The organism is Pseudomonas sp. YJ42 (genome assembly GCF_047225135.1).
Taxonomy (GTDB): domain Bacteria; phylum Pseudomonadota; class Gammaproteobacteria; order Pseudomonadales; family Pseudomonadaceae; genus Stutzerimonas; species Stutzerimonas stutzeri_E.
In genome coordinates this window covers 1691965-1709635 of record NZ_CP178378.1, presented here as the reverse complement: position 1 = coordinate 1709635, position 17671 = coordinate 1691965, and the positions used below count along the sequence as shown (strand labels likewise).

Annotated in this window: 18 protein-coding genes; 11 read left to right on the top strand and 7 right to left on the bottom strand. The window is 62.0% G+C overall.

Features of this window, described 5'->3' with window-relative positions; all coding sequences use genetic code 11:
- Nucleotides 1–39 precede the first annotated feature (39 nt).
- The 8 genes from ACL0K2_RS07645 to ACL0K2_RS07610 all read left to right on the top strand — a co-directional run bounded on the left by ACL0K2_RS07645 (nt 40) and on the right by ACL0K2_RS07610 (nt 7425).
- Complete coding sequence (locus ACL0K2_RS07645; RefSeq protein WP_413044159.1) at nt 40–303, top strand: hypothetical protein; 264 nt, start codon at nt 40–42, stop codon at nt 301–303.
- 185 nt (nt 304–488) lie between these two features.
- The gene (locus ACL0K2_RS07640) at nt 489–1541 is read left to right on the top strand and encodes a M4 family metallopeptidase (protein ID WP_239611487.1); all 1053 of its coding nucleotides are present in this window, start codon (nt 489–491) and stop codon (nt 1539–1541) included.
- Between the two features lie 9 nt (nt 1542–1550).
- The gene (locus ACL0K2_RS07635) at nt 1551–1874 is read left to right on the top strand and encodes a protealysin inhibitor emfourin (protein WP_045163240.1); all 324 of its coding nucleotides are present in this window, start codon (nt 1551–1553) and stop codon (nt 1872–1874) included.
- Between the two features lie 66 nt (nt 1875–1940).
- A complete protein-coding gene (locus ACL0K2_RS07630; protein ID WP_413044158.1) occupies nt 1941–2831 on the top strand; it encodes an NAD(P)-dependent oxidoreductase in 891 nt (296 codons plus the stop codon).
- Nucleotides 2828–3610, top strand: a complete 783-nt coding sequence (locus ACL0K2_RS07625; RefSeq protein ID WP_045163238.1) for a hydroxypyruvate isomerase family protein — start codon at nt 2828–2830, stop codon at nt 3608–3610. Before ACL0K2_RS07630 ends, ACL0K2_RS07625 begins: the two co-directional genes overlap by 4 nt.
- A 121-nt stretch (nt 3611–3731) precedes the next feature.
- Complete coding sequence (locus ACL0K2_RS07620) at nt 3732–5078, top strand: spinster family MFS transporter (RefSeq protein WP_045163237.1); 1347 nt, start codon at nt 3732–3734, stop codon at nt 5076–5078.
- 131 nt (nt 5079–5209) lie between these two features.
- Nucleotides 5210–6475, top strand: coding sequence for an Hsp70 family protein (locus tag ACL0K2_RS07615; RefSeq protein WP_413044157.1), 1266 nt, complete (start codon nt 5210–5212; stop codon nt 6473–6475).
- Nucleotides 6476–6528: 53 nt separating this feature from the next.
- Complete coding sequence (locus tag ACL0K2_RS07610; RefSeq protein ID WP_413044156.1) at nt 6529–7425, top strand: CHAD domain-containing protein; 897 nt, start codon at nt 6529–6531, stop codon at nt 7423–7425.
- A 23-nt stretch (nt 7426–7448) separates the two neighbouring features.
- On the opposite strand, the gene ACL0K2_RS07605 is transcribed toward ACL0K2_RS07610, so the two are convergent.
- From ACL0K2_RS07605 to ACL0K2_RS07595, 3 genes are all read right to left on the bottom strand, one after another.
- On the bottom strand, nt 7449–7862 hold the full coding sequence (locus ACL0K2_RS07605) for a DUF6306 domain-containing protein (RefSeq protein ID WP_413044155.1): 414 nt from the start codon (nt 7860–7862) through the stop codon (nt 7449–7451).
- Nucleotides 7863–7934: 72 nt separating this feature from the next.
- Nucleotides 7935–8489 (bottom strand): peptidylprolyl isomerase, encoded by a 555-nt coding sequence (locus tag ACL0K2_RS07600; RefSeq protein WP_045163233.1) that lies wholly within the window; start codon nt 8487–8489, stop codon nt 7935–7937.
- Nucleotides 8483–9427 carry a LysR family transcriptional regulator gene (locus ACL0K2_RS07595; protein ID WP_045163232.1) on the bottom strand — a complete coding sequence of 315 codons (945 nt, stop codon included), beginning with the start codon at nt 9425–9427 and terminating at the stop codon, nt 8483–8485. Before ACL0K2_RS07595 ends, ACL0K2_RS07600 begins: the two co-directional genes overlap by 7 nt.
- Before the next feature lie 65 nt (nt 9428–9492).
- Here ACL0K2_RS07595 and ACL0K2_RS07590 point away from each other — a divergent pair, with 65 nt between their 5' ends.
- Nucleotides 9493–9831, top strand: a complete 339-nt coding sequence (locus tag ACL0K2_RS07590) for a hypothetical protein (protein WP_045163231.1) — start codon at nt 9493–9495, stop codon at nt 9829–9831.
- 190 nt (nt 9832–10021) lie between these two features.
- Nucleotides 10022–11368, top strand: a complete 1347-nt coding sequence (locus ACL0K2_RS07585) for a DEAD/DEAH box helicase (RefSeq protein ID WP_413044154.1) — start codon at nt 10022–10024, stop codon at nt 11366–11368.
- Between the two features lie 46 nt (nt 11369–11414).
- Here ACL0K2_RS07585 and ACL0K2_RS07580 read toward each other — a convergent pair whose 3' ends face one another.
- Nucleotides 11415–11708, bottom strand: a complete 294-nt coding sequence (locus ACL0K2_RS07580; RefSeq protein WP_045163230.1) for a hypothetical protein — start codon at nt 11706–11708, stop codon at nt 11415–11417.
- 154 nt (nt 11709–11862) lie between these two features.
- On the opposite strand from ACL0K2_RS07580, the gene ACL0K2_RS07575 reads away from it, so the two are divergent.
- Nucleotides 11863–12234, top strand: coding sequence for a transcriptional regulator (locus ACL0K2_RS07575; protein ID WP_413044153.1), 372 nt, complete (start codon nt 11863–11865; stop codon nt 12232–12234).
- 48 nt (nt 12235–12282) lie between these two features.
- Here the strand turns inward: ACL0K2_RS07575 and ACL0K2_RS07570 are convergent, their stop codons facing one another.
- The 3 genes from ACL0K2_RS07570 to egtD all read right to left on the bottom strand — a co-directional run bounded on the left by ACL0K2_RS07570 (nt 12283) and on the right by egtD (nt 17670).
- On the bottom strand, nt 12283–14373 hold the full coding sequence (locus ACL0K2_RS07570; RefSeq protein ID WP_413044152.1) for a glycoside hydrolase family 5 protein: 2091 nt from the start codon (nt 14371–14373) through the stop codon (nt 12283–12285).
- Nucleotides 14374–14950: 577 nt separating this feature from the next.
- The gene (locus tag ACL0K2_RS07565; RefSeq protein WP_413044151.1) at nt 14951–16708 is read right to left on the bottom strand and encodes a S8/S53 family peptidase; all 1758 of its coding nucleotides are present in this window, start codon (nt 16706–16708) and stop codon (nt 14951–14953) included.
- Nucleotides 16705–17670 carry an L-histidine N(alpha)-methyltransferase gene (gene egtD / locus ACL0K2_RS07560; protein ID WP_413044150.1) on the bottom strand — a complete coding sequence of 322 codons (966 nt, stop codon included), beginning with the start codon at nt 17668–17670 and terminating at the stop codon, nt 16705–16707. Before egtD ends, ACL0K2_RS07565 begins: the two co-directional genes overlap by 4 nt.
- Nucleotide 17671: the final 1 nt, after the last annotated feature.

Below are 17671 nucleotides of genomic sequence, written 5' to 3'. Positions count from 1 at the left end.
AAACGCACGCTCCACGCCCTTCGAAAACACGTCGACGAAATGCTCGCTGCCGGCGCGACGATCGTCTCGCGGGATCCGGTGACGCTGTTGCGCGACGGCCAGACGCTGAAGATCAGGCATGGGATGCTCGTCGGCTACTCCGCGTTGCTCGATCTGGTCGAACCGATTTCCGACCATGAATGGCCGGACGCCCTGCGGCAGATGGCGATCGATCTTTGCATCCAGCAATTGGACGAAGCGATCCGCGCCCTGGAAGACAAGTCTGCTCCCGCGCGCCTGGGGCATTCGGCGAACGACAGCTAGACTGGCCCTCAGGTCTGCACAGGCTGTTCTTCGCGCCGCTGATGGTTACCGATGGCGCGTGTCGTGTTCCGGTTGCGTTGTTGCCGCTGACAAATAAATGTCCGGACGAAGCAACGCAACGGGCAGGACCTGATCAGAGAGGTATGGGTGCACACCGCAGCCATGTGATTTGAAGGGGGCTCTTCATGCTCGATCGGACTTCGTGCCACGGCTTCATCCCGCCCTACATCCTGCGGCACATCATCGATAACGGCTCGGAATGGCAGCGTGAACGTGCGCTGGGAACGCTGGGCCACGTGCGTGAGCTGTTGCCTAATCCAGGGCCGCCCAATCGCCAGCCAAGGGTCAGCGTGTTGCCCGAACGCGGCCAACCAGGCGAGCCGCGGCGCAGCATTCACGATGCCCAGCAGCAGATGGTGCTGCCGGGCGTGCTGGCGCGGATCGAAGGCCAGCCGCCGGTCGCCGACGCGGCGGTCGATGAGGCCTATGACGCGCTCGGCATCACGCATGAATTCTTCTGGCAAGCGTTCGGTCGAGATTCGATCGATAACCACGGCTTCCCGTTGGTCGGGACGGTGCACTACGGTGTCGGTTACGAGAACGCCTTCTGGAACGGCGCGCAGATGGTGTTCGGTGATGGCGACGGCGAAATTTTCAATCGCTTCACCCTTTCGCTGGATGTTGTGGCTCACGAGTTGGCCCATGGCGTCACCGAAAGCGAGGCCGGGCTGGTGTACTTCAATCAGTCCGGTGCCTTGAACGAGTCGGTTTCCGACGTATTCGGTGTGCTGGTCCGGCAGTTCAGCCTCAAACAGACGGCGGACCAGGCCGACTGGCTGATCGGTGCCGAGCTGCTGACCGACAACGTGCAGGGATCGGCGCTGCGTTCGATGGCCAACCCCGGCAGCGCCTATGACGACCCCGTGCTGGGCAAGGATCCGCAGCCCGGGCACATGCGCGACTTCATAGAAACGCGCGATGACAATGGTGGTGTGCACCTGAACTCCGGCATTCCCAACCGCGCGTTCTACCTGGCCGCCACGGCGATGGGCGGCCACGCTTGGGAGAAGGCCGGGCGCATCTGGTACGACACCCTGTGCGATCCTCGTCTGGCCAATGATGCGGATTTCGTCGCGTTTGCCCGACTGACCGTGGACAACGCGACCGTTCGCTTCGGTGACAGCGAGGCGCAGGCAGTGGAACAGTCTTGGGCGGGCGTCGGTGTGATGGTGAACTGAGGAGGCTCCATGAAACAGTTACCGGCATTGGGCAGTGACGCGACTGTCCGCCTGTCAAGGCAGGGTGGCATTGCCACGATGCAGGCGCTTAGCCGCCCGCGTGAGATTGATTTCGCCCGTTGCGACGAGCAGCAACGCGGGCAGATCTGCTCGGTATTGGAAGGCTGCCTGCCGCTGGCCACCAGTACCAGCGGGCAGGGTGACCGCCGTTATTACCAGATCGAGCTGCGCTACCGAGAAAATGAGCGTGACGACGAACTTGTTCTCCAGATCCCGGAGGAGCGGGCACCCGGTGAACTGGTGCGGCTTTGGGACAAAGGCGAGGTGTCCTGAGGGGCGCTTGTTCGCAGCGGTCATTGCGGCGCTAGAATCGCCGCCATCTTTGCTCAAGGGATTTCATTGATGTCTGAACTGCCATCCATTGCCTTTGCCGGCATCGGCCTGATGGGGCTGCGCATGTGCCGTCGGCTGCTCGCTGCCGGTTTTCCACTGAGTGTCTGGAACCGCTCGCCTGAAAAATGCACGCCCCTTGTCGATGCCGGCGCGCGGCTGGCGAACAGTCCCGCCGAACTCTGCGCCGAGGCCGATGTGGTGCTGCTGTGTCTGGCCGATACAGCAGTGGTGCGCGAGGTGGTGTTCGGCGCTGGTGGCATCGTCGAGGGCGCGCGGGCGGGGCAGTTGCTGGTCGATCATTCCAGTCTGGAACCGGCCGCCACGCGCGCTATGGCAGCCGAACTGGAATCACGAAGCGGTATGCGCTGGGTCGACGCCCCGGTGTCAGGCGGTACGGCCGGCGCCGAGGCGGGGAGGTTGGCGATCATGGCCGGCGGGCGCGGCGAAGACGTCGAGCGGGTGCGACCCGTATTGGCGCACCTGGGCCAGCGGCTGACGCATATGGGCGATATCGGTGCCGGCCAGGTGACCAAGGCCTGCAACCAGATGATCGTGGCCTGCAATGCGCTGGTCATTGCCGAGATGATGGCGTTGGCCGAGCGCTCCGGCGTCGACGCCAGCCTGGTCGCACCCGCACTGGCCGGAGGCTTCGCCGATTCCAAACCATTGCAAATTCTCGCCCCGCAGATGGCTAGCAGCGAGTTCGATCCGGTGAAATGGCACGTGCGGACCCTGCTCAAGGACCTCGACACGGCCGTGCAACTGTCCCGCGAAGAAGGCAGCGCCACTCCAATGACCGGGCTGGCGGCGCAGCTGATGCGACTGCATGGCAGCCAGGGAAACCTTGAAAACGATCCATCCACGCTGGTGAACATGTATCGGGAGCAGAACCCATGAAGATCGCCGCCAACCTGTCCATGCTGTTCAGTGAGCTGCCGCTTGCTGAACGCGTCATGGCGGCCCGCGTTGCCGGGTTCGATGGTGTCGAGATCCAGTTTCCCTATGAACTGCCAGCGATCCATCTCAAGGAACTGCTCGAACGTGCAGATTTGCCTTTGGTGCTGATCAACCTACCAGCCGGCGATTTCATGCACGGCGGTCCTGGCCTGGCTGCGGTACCGGCGCGTCAGGCCGACTTCGATGCTGCGTTGCAGGAGGCGCTGACTTACGCGGCCATGGTACGGCCGGTGTGCGTCAACGTACTGCCGGGCCGGCTGGCCGAAGGCGTGACTCGCGATCAGGCGCTCGAAACCCTGGCGGGCAACCTGCGCAAGAGCGCCGAGGCCTTCGCGTTGCTGGGCATTCGGGTGGTTTGCGAGGCGATCAACCCGTTGGATATGCCGGGCTTTCTGATCAACACGCCGGACGATCTGCACGCGTTGTTGCAGCGGGTCGATCACCCCAACTGCCAGGCGCAGCTGGACCTTTATCACATGGCTCGGCAGCAGCTGGACGTGGCTGCCGGTATTGGCCTGTTGGGGTCGCGCATTGGCCACGTGCAGTTCGCCGACTGCCCCGGCCGCGGCGCGCCCGGCACCGGTTCGCTGGCGTTCGAACCGTTGCTCGATGCGTTGCAGGCGGTGGGCTATGACGGCTGGTTGTCGGCCGAATATCGACCCGAAGGCACAGATACCGCTGCCGGCCTGGGCTGGCTGGAAACGTGGCGAAAACACTGAACGGTCGCATTGCCCGGCATAAGCGAAGATGATGGTGACAGACAGGCGAGCGCCGGCGCTCTAGAGTCGGCGTCGAGTCGGTCAGACGACCGGCGTATAACAATAAATCGAGAGCGACGTCATGCAGCCATCTACCCAAGCCGCGAACGCCTGGCGCGTCCTGTTCCTGCTGTTTCTGGCCAATCTGTTCAATTTCTTCGACCGGACCATTCCCGCCATCATTGCCGAACCGATCCGTCTGGAGTGGAACCTCAACGACTTCCAGTTGGGGCTGATCGGTACCGCGTTCACCATCATCTACGCGATAGCCGGTGTGCCCTTGGGGCGCATGGCCGACGTTGGATCGCGTCGCAAGATCATGGGCTGGGGCCTGACGGCCTGGAGCGGGCTAACGGCTGTAAATGGGCTGGCGTGGAATTTCTGGACGTTCCTGCTGGTGCGCATGGGCATCGGCATCGGCGAAGCCAGTTATGCGCCGGCCGCCAACTCACTGATCGGCGACCTGTTTCCGGCACACAAGCGCGCACGGGCGATGGGCATCTTCATGCTCGGCCTGCCGCTTGGGCTGCTGCTGGCCTTCTTCACCATTGGTTCGATGGTTGAGTACTTCGGCAGCTGGCGCGCACCCTTCTTTATCGCCGCCGTACCCGGGCTGGTGCTGGCGTTGTTCATTTTCTTCGTCAAAGAACCTCAACGCGGTGCCGCCGAGACGGTGAAAGTTTCCCAGGAACGCGTACAGCAGCCGGTACGCAAAGTGCTGGCGATTCGCACGTTCTGGTGGCTGGTGCTGGCAGGGCTGGCGTTCAACTTCGCGACCTACGCCTGCAACGCCTTCATGGTGCCGTTGCTGATGCGCTATCACGCCGTGCCATTGGTCGAAGCATCGATTGCCACCGGCGTGATCGTCGGATTGACCGGTCTTATCGGGCTGACTTTGGGCGGCTGGGTCGCCGACAAGATTCATCAGCGTTTCGCCCGTGGCCGGCTGATCTTCGCCGCCGTGAGCATGCTCATCGCCACGTTCGCCACCGGTTACGCACTGCTGGCGGGGCGCATAGAGGTTGGCGTGTTCGTCGCGGTGTTCAGCATTGGCTGGCTGTTCTCCTACAACTTCTACACATGCGTCTATACCGCCATTCAGGACGTGGTCGAGCCGCGTCTGCGCGCCACCGCCATGGCGCTGTTCTTCGCCGGGCTGTACCTGCTCGGCGGCGGCATGGGCACGGTGGTGGTGGGGCTGCTGTCGGATCATTTCGCCGAAGCGGCAATGCTCGCCGCGGGCGCCAGCGAGATGAGCGAAGTGTTCCGTGCGGAGGGCCTGCACGGCGCCATGTATCTGATTCCGGGCTCGCTGTTACTGACCATGGTATTTCTGTTCCAGGCCTCGCGTACTTTCTGTCATGACTCCAAGCGCATGACGGATGGCATGACCGACTCCGCCGCGGCTGTCGAGGCGGCGCTGGCCTGATCCTTCCCTGGTGCTGTGGTGAACAACCGCAGCACCAGGCGCAGCCTTGCCCTATCAAAACGACGATTGGCCGACATTTGGCTGCTGGCTCGCATAAACTGCGCGGCCGTTTTTGGCAGTCCGGAACGCACATGCACAATTCGTCACCCGCCCGCGCCTGCGGCATCGACTTCGGCACCTCCAACTCCACTGTCGGCTGGTGGCGTCCCGCCAGCGAGCCGCTGATCGTGCTCGAAGACGATCAACACACGCTGCCATCGGTGGTGTTCTTCAATGCCGAGGAGCGTCGTCCTGTCTATGGACGTCTTGCTCTGTCCGAATACTTGGAAGGCTACGAAGGGCGGCTGATGCGCTCGCTCAAGAGTCTCCTGGGCTCGAAGCTGCTGAAGAGCGAAACGACGGTGCTGGGCAGCGCCATGCCGTTCAAGGAAATCCTCGGGCTGTTCCTCGGAACACTCAAGCAACGCGCCGAGATCGAGGCCGAGCGTTCGTTCGACGAGGTGGTGCTGGGTCGCCCGGTGTTCTTCGTCGACGACGATCCGCAAGCCGATCGGGAAGCGGCGCAGACCCTGGCTGCGGCGGCGAACAAGATCGGCTTCAAAGATGTGTCGTTCCAATACGAACCCATTGCCGCAGCCTTCGACTACGAGTCGCGCATCGAGCAGGAAGAGCGTGTGCTGATCGTCGACATTGGCGGCGGTACTTCCGACTTCTCGCTGGTGCGGCTGTCACCGGAGCGGCGTGCCATCGATGATCGGCAGAGCGACATACTCGCTACCTCGGGCGTGCACATCGGCGGGACTGATTTCGACAAGCAGCTCAGCCTGCAGGGCGTGATGCCGCTGTTCGGCTATGGCAGTCGGATGAAAAGCGATGCGCCAATGCCCACTAGCACGCACCTCAATCTCGCGACCTGGCACACCATCAATGCGGTGTATGCGCCGGCCTCGCTGCGCGCGTTGCAGAGCATGCGCTACGACATCGTCGACCCGACGGGGATCGATCGCCTGTTCAGCCTGATCGAGCAGCGTGCCGGGCACTGGCTGGCGATGCAGGTGGAGCAGGGCAAGATCGAGCTGACCGAGCAGGACCGCTATCTGATCGACTTCGCGCGGATCGAGGCGGGGCTTCAGGCGAATCTGACCCGTGACGGCTTTGAGGGCGCAATCGACCCGTTGCTCGAACGAATCCGTAGCACCGTCAGTCAATTGCTGGCCAGTGCTGGGCTCAAGCATGAGGAAATCGACACGGTGTTCTTTACCGGCGGTTCCAGCGCGATTCCGGCACTGCGCGACAGTGTCGCCAGATTGCTGCCACGGGCGCGTCACGTCGAAGGGAATCGCTTCGGCAGTATCGGCAGCGGTCTGGCGATCGAGGCGCGTAAGCGCTACGGTTGATTACCCGTTAACGCCGGCGAAGTCGCACCGCGGCGGGCCTGATAGGAGTCCTCATGGGGTATAAGCTGCGTCCGCACGATCCTGCTGCCGAAGTACGCAAGGTGGCGCGTCAGGGTATCGACAAAGCCATGGAAGCGCTGGGCGCGCCGGTCGCGGAACGTGCCGAAGGGATTCACCAGGCGCGCAAGCGCTTCAAGGAGCTACGCGCGCTGTTGCGCTTGGTACGCGAGCCCTTGGGCGGCGAGTTCAAACGTGAGAACCAACGCTTGCGCGACCTTGGGCGTGCCTTGGCCGAGTCCCGCGATGCCGCTGCGATGCTTGAAAGTTGGGATCTGCTGGCGGAGCGATTTCCTGATTCTTTTGCGCAAGAGGGGCTGAAAAAAACGCGGCGGCGGCTACGGGATCGGGCACGACGTGGTGAGACCGAGACCAGCGGCATCGATCAACGAATTGTTGAGGCGAAAGCCGAGCTTCAGTCGCTACGCGAGCGGGTCGAGAAGTGGAAGCTGGCGACGAACGACTTTGATTTGTTCGCCGCTGGCGTGCACCGCACTTACGCGGATGGCTGTGCGGAGCTGGCCAAAGCCCGTCTTGATCTGAGCGATGAGCAGCTTCACCAGTGGCGCAAGCGGGTCAAGGATCACTGGTACCAGACGCGACTGCTCGCGCCGAGCTGGCCGACGCTGATGCAACTGCGTAGCGATACGCTCAAGCGCCTGGCCGACATGCTCGGCGACGATCACGACCTGGCGATGATGCAGCAGCTGAAACAACGGCAACCCGAGCTGTTTGGTGAGCCGAGCCAGCATGAGCGGCTAGACGTAATGATTGCCGAGCGTCGCAGCGAGCTGCAGAGCGGTGCGCTGAAGATCGGCAGCGAACTCTATGTCGAAGCTCCAGAGCAGTTGGTTGCGCGCTGGCGGCGCTATTGGAACGACGCACAGCGCTGAGCATCGCATGGCGGTCGATTTGCTCAGGCGGCCCGGCTGTTGATCTCGTGGATAGCCAGCATCTTTTCCAGTTCGGTACGGATGAAGGCGTCCTCACAACCCGGTAGGTATTCGCGCAGCTTGCGGATCACCCACTGCTGCCCCCGATCAACGAAGGGCAGGCGCTCGTCCAGCGACTCGATAGCCATGGCCTTGTCATAGAACGCACCGGTTTCGCGGTTAGGCTCGATACCCAGGTGATTGAGGCAGTTGAGCACCAGCCTGCAGCTGTCGACCTCGCCCTGACGAATCTGCTCCAGCAGGTTTCGCTGCGCCGGATCTTTGCAATGCTGCAGGCTTTCACCCGCGACCTTGGCGCCCGCGCGTTCGGCACTCAGCAGATCCTGCAGCATTTGGGCTTCGCCTTGCGCCGTATTCAGGGGATGCTGATCATTCATGCGGGATCTCCTGTACTGGTGGCAATGACGCACGGCTGCGAGCGGCGTGCGTCAGGATGACTGCGTCGGGGGTTACAGCTTCTTCGCGGTCACGATCTTCACCGGCGTCAATGGCACGTTCTGCATCATGCTGCGGTTGCCGGTCGGTACCTGGGCAATCTGGTCGACCACGTCCATGCCGCGCACCACCTTGCCGAATACGGCATAGCCGAAATCCCGGCTGCCATGGTCGAGAAACGCGTTATCGCGGTGGTTGATGAAGAACTGACTGGTGGCTGAGTTGACGTTCTGCGTGCGGGCCATCGCCAGCGTTCCGCGGACGTTGTGCAGGCCGTTATCGGCTTCGTTCTTGATCGGTTCTCCGGTCTTCTTCTGGTTCAGGCCTTCATTGAAGCCGCCGCCCTGCACCATGAAGCCGGGGATCACGCGGTGGAATACGGTGCCGTCGTAAAAGCCGCTTTCGACGTAGCTGAGGAAGTTCTTCACGCTGATCGGCGCTTTCTCGGCCTCCAGCTCGATTTCGATTTCGCCCATGCTGGTGTTCAGCAGCACGCGCGGGTTTTCCGCCGCCAGCAGGTTTCCAGCGAGCAGCAATGAGCAGGCGGCGAGTAGGAGTCGTTTCATGATGTAGTCCTGGTGAGGGAGGAAGCCTGGGTGAGCCCACCGTTGGCAGGCTGCGATTGCGCATCGTACGTCTTGATCAGGTCGATGAGAATCTGGGTTGCCGGGCCGAGCGGCTTGTTCGGGTTAGTGTAGAGATAGAACAACGGGCGACGAATACTGCCTTGGACCAATGGCAACGGTTTGAGCACGCCTTCGGCCAGCTCGCGTCCGATCATGTGGCGCGGCAGCCAGGCGAAGCCGAGCCCGCTGCTGACGAAGCCCACCGAGGTGGCCAGGCTGCCCACGGTCCAGCGCTGTTCGGCGCCCAGCCAGCCGCTGTCGCGTGGTTGTCGCTGGCCGGAATCGCGCACCACCACCTGCATCTGGCTCTGCAGGTCCTGCACGCTGAGCTTGCGTTGCAACTGGTGCAGCGAATGGTCGGCGTGGGCGACGGCGATGAATTCCACGTGGCTCAGCTCCGCGCCGAGGTAGCCGGTGATATCCAAGGCGCTGATGGCGAGATCGGCGGTGCCGTCCTTGAGTACGTCCTCGACGCCGGACAGTACCTCTTCGCGTAGCCGAACCCGGCAACCGCGGCTTTTGGGCATGAACTCGGTCAACGCACGGATCAGTTTGGCGTTGGGGTAGGCGGCGTCCACCACCAGGCGGACCTCGGCTTCCCAACCCTGCTCCATGTGATGAGCCAGTTCTTCGAGCTGTCCGGCCTGGACGAGCAGTTGCCGGGAGCGGCGCAACAATACTTCGCCGGCGTCGGTGAGCACCGCCTTGCGGCCGTCGATACGCAGCAGTGGTACGCCCAGCTGCTCCTGCATGCGCGCTACGGTGTAGCTGACCGATGACTGCGAGCGGTGCAGCATCTCGGCGGCCTGGGCGAAGCCGCCGTGGTCGATCACCGCCTGCAGAGTTCGCCATTGATCGAGGGTCACGCGTGGCACTTTCATTCCATGGTTTTCCTGTGGCGTCTGTCTGGTACGCTGGCAAGCCTTGACAAGGAGCCCTTACAAAAATGAAAAGCATCTGCTTCGCCGCGCTCGCTTCGCTCGCCATCATCCCACTGAGCGCCCTGGCCGTCAGCTACCCAGTGGAAGTAGAGCAGGAACTTAACGGTGCCGACGTGCTGGCCACCACTGAAACCATCGACCGAGACATGGCCGGCCTGATACTGCAGAACTTCAGTGAACACCCGGTCGACTGCACCGCGGTGTTCCGCAATGGGCCGGAGGCGCCGCGAACCCGCCACACCGTCCTGAAGGCGGGCGAGCGTAAACCCATGGTCGCCAAGTTCAAGCGTGATGTGATCCGCCTGCGCATCAAGCTGACCTGTGAGCCGCAAACGTCTTCCTGACGGGCCGCTAACGCCGCGTCCGCGGGCTCGGCTTGGCTGCGACCGCATCGCCAGGCACCGGTCGCGCCCGCACGATCCGCACGATGCTCGCCGGGCCGGTTGAGCAGCTCAGGCCGCATAAAGGCGCCTCCGCGGCGGCTGGACGCGTTAATCTATGCGACGTTTTTTCGACCTACCCGAGGTGTCACCCTTGTTTGACCAATTCGCCCTGCACGAACGCCTGCTCAAGGCGATCGCCGAACTCAAATTCGTCGAGCCGACGCCGGTGCAGGTGGCGGCCATACCTCCGGCGCTTGAAGGGCGTGACCTGCGGGTAACGGCGCAGACCGGCAGCGGCAAGACCGCGGCTTTCGTGCTGCCTATGCTCAACCGTTTGATCGGCGATGCGGTGGTCCGCACCGATGTGCGTGCGCTGATTCTGTTGCCGACCCGCGAACTGGCCCAGCAGACCCTCAAGGAAGTCGAGCGCTTCGCGCAATTCACCTTCATCAAGTCGGCGATGATCACCGGCGGTGAGGATTTCAAGGTCCAGGCCGCGATCCTGCGCAAGGTGCCGGATATCCTCATCGGCACCCCGGGACGCATGATTGAGCATCTGAACGCCGGCACGCTGGTCCTCAAGGACGTTGAGCTGCTCATCCTCGATGAAGCCGATCGCATGCTCGACATGGGCTTCGCTGACGACGTGCAGCGCCTGGTCGGCGAATGCGCCAAGCGCCAGCAGACCCTGCTGTTCTCCGCCACCAGCGGTGGCGCCGCGCTACGCGAGATGTCAGCCAGCGTGCTGCGCGATCCGCTGCATCTGCAGCTCAACCGCGTCAGCGAACTGAACGAAGGCACCCGCCAGCAGATCATCACCGCCGAAAACACCGAGCATAAGGAAAAACTGGTGCATTGGCTGCTGGCCAACGAGACCTACAAGAAGGCGGTGATCTTCACCAACACCCGCGTGCAGGCCGATCGCTTGTATGGCCGTCTGGTGGCCGAGGGTGTGAAGGCGTTCGTGCTGCACGGCGACAAGGACCAGAAGGACCGCAAGCTGGCCATCGACCGGGTCAAGGAAGGTGGGGTCAAGGTTCTGGTGGCCACCGATGTGGCGGCGCGAGGGCTGGATATCGAAGGCCTGGACCTGGTGATCAACTTCGACATGCCGCGTTCCGGCGACGAGTACGTGCATCGGATCGGCCGGACTGGTCGCGCCGGTGCCGAAGGGCTGGCGATCTCGCTGATCTGCCACAACGACTGGAACCTGATGTCGAGCATTGAACGCTATCTCAAGCAGCGCTTCGAGCGACGCGTCATCAAGGGGCTGAAGGGCAGCTACATGGGCCCGAAGAACCTCAAGGCGTCAGGCAAGGCGGCGGGCACCAAGAAGAAAAAGGACGACAAGAAGAAGGCCATCGACAAGAAGGCCAAGCCGACTGGCAAACCGACCGCCAAGCGGCCGAAGAACGCCAAGCGTGAGACGCCGCCATCACAGATCGTGAGCCAGGACGGCATGGCGCCGCTGCGTCGCAAAAAGCCCGCCGCCGAATAATCGGCTCAGAGCCGGGGCGGCCTCACTGCCCCGGCTTAAGCGCCTCTCAGCGCTTCTCAGCCGGTGCGATATCGGCTTTCTTCTCCGCTTCTTCCACGTGCTGCAGCCGCTTGTCATAGGCCTGACATTCATCGCCAAGCTGCTCGGCAGTCTGCTTGACCTCCATCTCTCGCAGTTCCTCGTTGATCTCGGCCGCGCGCTCGGGGTCGCTTTCGGTCAGCTGATTCACCCGTTGGGCAAGCTCCTTGGCCTTCGCATCAATCTGATCGGTGGTGCATTCGGCGAATACCGGCTGGCTGGCGAGCAGGGCGGCGGCGAGGGGAATCATCAGGTATTTCATGGTGCGCTCCTTCTAACGACTTGTTCGGTGGATCGCCGTCGACGCGCTTTAGTTCAGCCTCTGCGGCCGCACCGGTGATCGAACCATGCCGCCATCGGCAGGGTCCGTATTAGCAAGAGCCGCCCTGCTGAAGCGGTGCAACAGGAGAAAGGACATGACTTACGACTGGGATCTGATGCTGCGCCTGCTGCGAGAAGCGCAGAAGCCCGGCAACGAGGCTTTCGCCCCGCGCCAGTACGCCGACGAACACGCGATGGCCATGGAGGACGCCGGTCAGCCGTTACCCAACATGGATTCGTTGAAGGCCGAGGCGCAGAATTACGAAAGCCTGCTGTTCGAGGGCGGCTTCATGGTGACGCGGCCGGAAGAAGAGGGCGGCAACGGCGAGAACTTCGTGTTGACCGAGCGCGGCACGCGGTTGCTGCGCATGCTCGAAGGTGGCGATGGCAGCCACCGTCAACGGCTGGAAGAGAAGGGGGAAGCGGCGCTCACCCCGGAAGTCTTCGATACCCTGGCGACAGGGTGAGGTCGGCTGTGCGTCATCGAACGGGACGCAGCCGACCACGATGGCCGATTACAGCGGGCCGACCGCTCCGCACGTCTTGTTGGCGGCGTGCTTTTGCAATACCGGCAGCTGCGGACGCGGCTTACCGTTTTTGACGTCCAGCGACAACGGATAGTCGTTCCACCAGGGCCCGGCTGCCCAGTAGGTGCTCGGAATGCAATGCTGGCCCAGATAGCGGAGCAGGTTGTCCGTCGCGGCGACGGCCGAGGGTGAGAAGTCCGGTGCGCCGTGTTCGCCGATAAAGCCTCGCAGGCGGTACTTGCCAAGCCATTCGACGAAAGGCTTGGCTCTGACCACGCCGATCATCGGGTCATAAACCTCGTTCCTGTTCGTGTAGTAGCCGGAGTAGTCCTTGTCGAAATACAGGTGGGCTTCGAACATCAGGTTGTTTTTCGCATCGCGCATCCAGGGGTCGCTGACCAGCTTGGTGTTATAGGACGGCCAGTGGAACGCGCTCGACCAGCGATCTCCTGCGATGATCACCCAGCGTCGCGGATCGACGCTGCGAATGCTTTTCGCGGCCGCAAGGGCGGCGACGGGCCACTTGCCGTTGGTGGTGTGCGGCTCGTTCATCAAACCGTAGCCATAGACCGCCGGGTGATTGGCGACCTGCTGCGCGATGCGCTTCCAGGTATCGGCGAAGGCGCTCACCGGTACTTCATTGGAGCCAATCATCTTTCCGTAGTAGCGATAGTAGTTATGCATGTCGAGGATGACCTGCATGTCGTATTTCCTGGCATGGTTGAGCGTCGCCAGAAGACGTCCCAGCTCGGCGCGGTTCAATTCGCCGTTAAGCCGCGGTTGGATGCGCTCCCAGCGAAACGGCAGGCGTACCAGCTTCAGGTTGCGTTCGGCGTAGCGTTTGAAGTCCGCTTCGCCGGGGTAAATGTACTGCTTCAGATAGGTGCCGGGTAGCGCGACGTCGGCGCCGAATTCGGCACCCGCCAGGTTGATGCCCACCAGATTGATCGGGTTTGCCGGCGCGCCGCCGGTAGCGGGTGTCTGGCTGCCGGCGTTCGGGGTCTGCGTGTTGAATCCCGTGTTGCTGACCGAGACGGTGCGCGGATAGCCCACGGCCTTACCGTTGAGGGTGCCGCCATCGACCATGACGGTCATGTTACCGCCAGATTGGTAGATCAGCTTGATGGTGCGAATCTGGCCATCGGCGAATCGGATCTTCGCGCCTTTATGGAATGCGGCCTTGTTCTCAGCCGTCGCCTTGACCGATACGCCGTTGAACTTGCTGGTGTTGTAGATGCCATTGACGAAGTCGCCGCCGTTGAAGGCGTTCAGTGCCACGACTTGAGCTGGCGTCTGGTTCGCAGGCGGCGTGACCACGGGCGTAGAGGGTTGACTCGGCGCGGACGGGGCCGGGGTTGGTGCCGCCGTGCTGGTAGTCGAGAACAATTTGTTCGGGTAGCCGAGCGTACCGCTGAGGGTGCTGCCCGAGAGCATCACGCTCATGTTGCTGCCGGAAGTGTACACGGCGGTAATGGTGCGGATCTGGCCGTTTGCGATTTTCACCGAGGCGCCGGGTTTGAATACAGAGCGGTTGGTGGTGTTCAGGGGAATCGAGAAGCCCGCCGACTTACGCCACACCCCGTTCAGCCAGTCGCTGTTGGTGTAGTTGTTGATGGCGCTGCTGTGGGTCGTCGTGCTCGGCGTCGGTGCGGATGTCGCCGGCGGCGTGCTGGAAACCGGCGCCGAGTCCAGCGCTGCAACGGTGCGTGGATAGCCGGCGGCCGCAGCGTCGAGCGTCGCACCCGACAGCATCACGCTCATGTGGGCGCCGGAAAAATAGACGACCTTCACGGTGCGAATCTGGCCATTCGCCAGCCTCACCTGCGCACCTTTCTTGAAAGCTGCTTTGCTGGCTGACGTCGCTGGAATGGAGAACCCGGCGGACTGGCGCCAGATGCCCTTGTTCCACTGGGGGCTGGTGAAGTCATTGACCTGAGCGGTGGCGACGGTCTGAAGGGTGTTCGTTGTTGACGTGGCTGCGTATGCCTGCTGGATCGGCGTCGCGACCCCGAACATGGCGGCCAGCACGACGGCACCCAGTACCGCCCTTGGCACGTTCGAAACTGCTCTGAGGGACATTGATATCTCCGGACTTAATACGACAAAAGGCACGAGTGCCTTTTAAAAAAATCGGAAGCATTCCCGGAGTGATGTAACAAACGAAGCACTGCCGACGACGCCACCTAATACACAACGCAGCGAAACGACGGAGCCGGCGACTCGCTTTGTATGGATAGGCGTTATATAGATCGAACAACGGATAGTAAAATTATTTTGGCGCCGGTAAATCGCCAATAACCATATCTTTTATTATTTAATTGCATAGTGACATTATTTGATAGCAATCAGCTATTAGTTATATGTGTACATAAATGGCTGATCTATAAGTGTTTTTAATTGTAGTTGCTGGAAGTGCGATTATTTCGCGCTGACAAGTGCCGTTTCGTTTGTTAGTTCTGTTAGGCGGAGGTAGCGATGATTGTTTATTACAGGATGTTTCGCGAGGAGCAAGATAAGAGAACAAGCGAAGCGTTAACGACGCACTTGTAGGCGCTGCAATAAAACGCGTTAGATGAAAGAACGGCACTTCTGGGAGTGTGCTTCGGCATGCAAACGCAGCAGCCGGGAGGCTGAATGGCCCAGTTGACCGAGGCGGTTAACGCGCCTGATTCAGACTGTCGAAAGTCAGCTCCAGCGCCTTGCGCATGTCCAGCCGAGCCGAGCGGCCGATGTCCTGATTGTTCAGCTGATAGCTGCGCTCCGATGGCAGGATCGGTGCGGTCAGGTCGTCGGCCTCTGCCGCTTCGAAATCATGGTCGCGGCCGATGGTCAGTGCGCTGCGGCGCAGCAGCTCACGCAGCTGATCAGGTGCAAGCTGCGGATTGATCGAGAGCATCGCCGCAACGACCCCGGTCACCATCGGCGTGGCGTATGAAGTACCGCAATGCACGTCGCCGCGTTTGCCGGGTTCCAGCGTTGCAGCGCGGGTGCAGGCCGAGGCGGTGATGTCGACACGCATGTCGACATTCGACGAAGGCCGTTTGGTGACGTATTCGGGATGCGTGACCGGAACGTCACGCTTGCCGTTGCGCTGGTGGCCCCCGACGACCAGCAATTGCTCGGTGATGAACGAGGAGGGCAGCCGGTAGTCGTCCTGGCCGGAATGGGCCGAGCCATTGCCCGCAGAGTTCACCACCAGCACATCGGGATGCTCGCGGCGCAGCCAGAGAAAGAACTCCTCGAGCAATTCCTCGTAGCCGCTCATGGCAATGCCGGAGCGAATCAGCGAATCGACCTCTTCGCCCTCGACGTCCCGCGCGCCAACGCGGTGGATGCCCCAACTCCAGTTCAGTACTCGCACACCGTCCTCGACCAGATTGACCGAGGCGGCGACGTTGGCGGTGATGCCAGCATCGGAGTTGCGCTCGACGATGACCTCGAAGCCGGCGCTGGCCGGTTCCAGTGCGCTCAGAAAGCCGCTGTCGCCGGGTTCCTCACTGCGCGCGGCGAGAATGCCGGTTACCGTGGTGCCGTGCTCGGTGGGGTCTTCAGCATCCCTGGCGTAGACGCAGGTGCGCGGCGCCTGCGGTTCGCAATCACCGATGTATTGGGCGAATTCGGGCGAGTCGAAGTCGAGATTGCGTTCGATGACGCCGATGCGCACCGGATGCATCTTGGCCGAGCTCTGTTGGGCCGGCAGGCGATGCCGGTAATAATCCACGGCGTCGAGGAACCGATTGGCGACCCATTCACTGTTCCGGGGCTTCTTGCCACGGTCCTGTTCCATCGGCTCCTCAGGGCCGGATTCTTCGACGACCACCGCATCCACGCTCACCTCACTACCCAGACGCAGCACCATGGCGTCTCGCTCGGTCAGGTCTTTCACCGGCAGGCGCAACTGATAGGTATTGAGCGGTGCGATGGCGCCGACCACTTCGGCGCCATATTTGCTGGCCAGGCGGCGCGCTTCGTCCAGGCCGTCGTGGTTTTCTTCGATGATCAGGCTGATCAGGTTCAGATAGGTATTCAGCCCGTCCATGTTCTTCGCCACCTCGTCAGGGCCCGCCGCCAGCACATGGCTGCCGTTCAGTGACAGCCACACCGGGTTGCTCCGGCGTTCGCCCTGTTCGAGCCAGAGCGGTCCGCTCTGGTGCTCAGCCTTACGCAGCGACAGGCGCAGGTTGCCTTCGCCGGTCGGCGAGCTTTCGACCGGTTTTCCGCCGAGCATCAACCTGGTCTCGCCGTCGCCGAGCCCGGTACCGCGCAGGCAGAAGGTCAGCAGATCGGTGGCGAAGAGGTCACCGCAGCGTTGTACCTCCTTGATGCGTAACGGAGCGGGCTCGGCCATTGCCGGGCTCGGATTCAACGCTCCGAGCACAAGACCGATCGACAGGAAAAGCCGTGCTGTCCTCATTGCCGACATTGCAGATAGTGCACGCTGAACAGGTCGCGGGAATCGGTCCATTGACCACTGCAGTCGAAGCCAGCGCTATTGGCCAGGTCGGCGAAAGATCCCAAGGTGTACTTGTAGGAGTTCTCGGTGTGCAGGCTTTCGCCGGCATCGAAATGAAAGCGCTGGCCTTCGATGGTCACGTCCTGTGCCTCGCGGCTGACCAGGTGCATCTCGATGCGCGAATCCTGTTCATTGAAGAAAGCCCGGTGGGTAAAGCGTGAGGGGTCGATATCGCTATCCAGCTCTTGGCGGATGCGCTGCAGCACGTTGAGGTTGAAGGCCGCCGTCACGTGAGCACGGTCGTTATAGGCCGCCTCAAGCACATCTCTGTCCTTGACCAGGTCGACGCCGATCAACACGCCACCACCGGGCGGAAGGATTTCGTGCAGGTGGCCGAGCAGCTTGCGAGCCTCCAGTGGAGTGAAATTGCCGATGCTTGAACCGGGGAAAAACACCAGCGGATGGTGAAGCGTGAAATCGTCCGGCAGCTTCAGCTCGTCAGAGAAATCAGCGCACGCCGCATGCACCTCCAGCCAGGGGTAGTCCGCCGCCAGACGCTGGGTGCTGGTGAGCAGAAAGTCTTCGGAGATGTCGATGCCCAGATAGCTGACCGGTCGCAGGCCTTCGAGCAGCAGGCGCACTTTGCGGCTGGCGCCGCTGCCCAGTTCGATCAGGTCGGTCTGTGGCCCGGCGATCTCGAGGATGTCGTTCGCTGCGTTTGCAAGAATCTTTTCCTCGGTGCGGGTCACGTAGTACTCCGGCTGCAGACAGATCTGCTCGAAAAGCTCGGAGCCGCGCCGGTCATAGAAGAACTTCGGCGAGATTCGCTTGGGCGCCGCGGCGAACCCCGCCAGCGCTTCGTCACGCAAGGACGTATCGTGTGCCGGTTGTGTCTGGTCATGGAAATGAACGGCTAATGCCATT

Bases quoted from the DNA above. Each gene is read 5' to 3' on its own strand.
- ACL0K2_RS07645 (WP_413044159.1), top strand. From the start codon at position 40: ATGCTCGCTGCCGGCGCGACGATCGTCTCGCGGGATCCGGTGACGCTG.
- ACL0K2_RS07640 (WP_239611487.1), top strand. From the start codon at position 489: ATGCTCGATCGGACTTCGTGCCACGGCTTCATCCCGCCCTACATCCTG.
- ACL0K2_RS07635 (WP_045163240.1), top strand. From the start codon at position 1,551: ATGAAACAGTTACCGGCATTGGGCAGTGACGCGACTGTCCGCCTGTCA.
- ACL0K2_RS07625 (WP_045163238.1), top strand. From the start codon at position 2,828: ATGAAGATCGCCGCCAACCTGTCCATGCTGTTCAGTGAGCTGCCGCTT.
- ACL0K2_RS07620 (WP_045163237.1), top strand. From the start codon at position 3,732: ATGCAGCCATCTACCCAAGCCGCGAACGCCTGGCGCGTCCTGTTCCTG.
- ACL0K2_RS07615 (WP_413044157.1), top strand. From the start codon at position 5,210: ATGCACAATTCGTCACCCGCCCGCGCCTGCGGCATCGACTTCGGCACC.
- ACL0K2_RS07610 (WP_413044156.1), top strand. From the start codon at position 6,529: ATGGGGTATAAGCTGCGTCCGCACGATCCTGCTGCCGAAGTACGCAAG.
- ACL0K2_RS07605 (WP_413044155.1), bottom strand. From the start codon at position 7,862: ATGAATGATCAGCATCCCCTGAATACGGCGCAAGGCGAAGCCCAAATG.
- ACL0K2_RS07595 (WP_045163232.1), bottom strand. From the start codon at position 9,427: ATGAAAGTGCCACGCGTGACCCTCGATCAATGGCGAACTCTGCAGGCG.
- ACL0K2_RS07590 (WP_045163231.1), top strand. From the start codon at position 9,493: ATGAAAAGCATCTGCTTCGCCGCGCTCGCTTCGCTCGCCATCATCCCA.
- ACL0K2_RS07580 (WP_045163230.1), bottom strand. From the start codon at position 11,708: ATGAAATACCTGATGATTCCCCTCGCCGCCGCCCTGCTCGCCAGCCAG.
- ACL0K2_RS07575 (WP_413044153.1), top strand. From the start codon at position 11,863: ATGACTTACGACTGGGATCTGATGCTGCGCCTGCTGCGAGAAGCGCAG.
- ACL0K2_RS07570 (WP_413044152.1), bottom strand. From the start codon at position 14,373: ATGTCCCTCAGAGCAGTTTCGAACGTGCCAAGGGCGGTACTGGGTGCC.
- ACL0K2_RS07565 (WP_413044151.1), bottom strand. From the start codon at position 16,708: ATGAGGACAGCACGGCTTTTCCTGTCGATCGGTCTTGTGCTCGGAGCG.
- egtD (WP_413044150.1), bottom strand. From the start codon at position 17,670: ATGGCATTAGCCGTTCATTTCCATGACCAGACACAACCGGCACACGAT.